We start from the raw sequence: 2,165 nt of genomic DNA on the forward strand, positions 1-2,165 counted from the left end.
CACATCCGCGACGCCGTCCGCTTCGCCGACCAGATCACCTGGCTTGAGCAGCACGACACCACCCGCTATCTGGAGATCGGCCCCGGCGGTGTCCTGACCGCCCTCGCCCGGGACACCGTCACGCGCACCGACACCCTCCTCCTCCCCACCCTCCACAAGAACCTCGACGAAACCCACGCCGTCACCCGCGCCACAGCCGAACTCCACGTCTCGGGCATGGAGATCGCGTGGCCGGATGTGCTCGCCGATCTGGGCATCACGCCTTCGCGCCGTGTGGAGCTGCCGACGTATGCGTTCCAGCGCCGTCGGTACTGGCTCAAGGAGACGGTCGGGGTGTCGGCCGGTCGCCTCGACGATACGGCGGACACTGCGGCGGACGAGGAGGTCGCGGAGTCCGTTCCGCAGGCAGCCGGTTCCGCGGTGGCCTTCGCTGCGATGTCCCAGGAGGCGGACCGGGAGCTGCTGGATCTCGTACGCCGACACATCGCCGCCGTGCTGGAGCACGACAGCCCCGAACAGGTCACGGTGGACGCGCCGTTCAAGCAGCTCGGTTTCGACTCGCTCATGTCGGTGGAGCTCTGTGCCGCGCTCGGGCAGGCGGCTGGTGTGCTGCTGCCTTCGTCCGCGCTCTACGACCACCCCACGCCGGAGCTGCTGGCCCGGCATCTGCACAGCGAACTTGCGGGCCTGCGGGGAGAGGTGGCGGCGCCGGAGGCGTCGGCTGCCCCGAACTCCGACGACCCGATCGTCATCGTCGGCATGAGCTGCCGTCTGCCGGGTGGGGTCCGGACGCCCGAGCAGTTGTGGGCGCTGCTGGCGGCCGGTGGTGACGCGGTCTCGCCGTTCCCCGCCGACCGCGGCTGGGACCTGGACGCGCTGTACGACACGGACCCGGTCCGCACCGGCACGTCGTACGCGCGTGAGGGCGGTTTCCTTCACGACGCCGCCGACTTCGACCCGGCCTTCTTCGGCATCTCGCCGAGGGAGGCGCTGGCCATGGACCCGCAGCAGCGGCTGCTCCTTGAGACCTCCTGGGAGGCCCTCGAACGCGCCGGCATCAACCCGAAGGCGCTGCGCGGCAGCAGGGCCGGGGTGTTCGTCGGTGCGACGGCACAGGACTACGGGCCCCGGCTGCACGAAGCGCCCGAGAAGATCGAGGGCTATGCGCTGACGGGAACGACGCCCAGTGTGGCGTCGGGCCGTGTGGCCTACACACTGGGTCTGGAGGGCCCGGCCATCACCGTCGACACCGCCTGCTCCTCCTCGCTCGTCGCCTTGCACATGGCCGCCCAGTCACTGCGCTCCGGCGAATGCACCCTCGCCCTCGCGGGCGGGGCGACCGTCATGTCCAACCCCGGCATGTTCGTGGAGTTCAGCAGGCAGCGGGGGCTCGCTCCCAACTCCCGGGTCAAGGCCTTCGCCGAGGCCGCCGACGGAACCGGGTGGGGCGAGGGCATCGGCATGCTCCTGCTGGAGCGGCTGTCGGATGCGCGGCGGAACGGGCATCCGGTGCTGGCCGTGGTCCGGGGTACGGCCGTCAACCAGGACGGGGCCAGCAACGGTCTGACCGCCCCGAACGGCCCCTCGCAGCAGCGGGTGATCCGGCAGGCGCTCGCCAACGCCGGTCTCACCCCCGATCAGGTCGACGCGGTCGAAGCACACGGCACCGGGACGACCCTCGGCGATCCGATCGAGGCTCAGGCGCTGCTGGCCACCTACGGACAGGGCCGCCCGGCCGACCGGCCCCTGTGGCTGGGCTCGGTGAAGTCCAACATCGGCCACACGCAGGCCGCCGCCGGTGTCTCCGGTGTCATCAAGATGGTCATGGCCATGCATCACGGTGTCCTGCCGAGGACACTGCATGTCGACCGGCCCACCCCTCATGTCGACTGGTCGGCCGGGGCGGTCAGCCTCCTCACCGAGGAACAGACCTGGCCCGGGAGCGACCGGCCCCGCCGCGCCGGTGTATCGTCCTTCGGCATCAGCGGCACCAACGCCCACGCCATCATCGAAGAGCCTCCCGCCTTGGCCGGCCAGCAGCACCAGTACGAGCCCGCCGAACCGGGCGTCGTGCCGTGGGTGATCTCGGCACGGACGGCGGACGCGCTGCGCGATCAGGCACGGCAGCTTCGCGCGTACGTCGATCAGCGGCCTGAGCTGGATGC

The 2,165-nt window shown here is 71.0% G+C and carries 1 protein-coding gene; it reads left to right on the plus strand.

Going from position 1 to position 2,165, the window contains the following annotated elements:
* A partial coding sequence (locus AB0E67_RS36410) for a beta-ketoacyl synthase N-terminal-like domain-containing protein (protein ID WP_362035146.1) occupies positions 1-2,165 on the plus strand: 2,165 nt, incomplete at both ends.

This window comes from Streptomyces sp. NPDC032161 (genome assembly GCF_040636995.1).
In the GTDB taxonomy this organism is placed as follows: domain Bacteria; phylum Actinomycetota; class Actinomycetes; order Streptomycetales; family Streptomycetaceae; genus Streptomyces.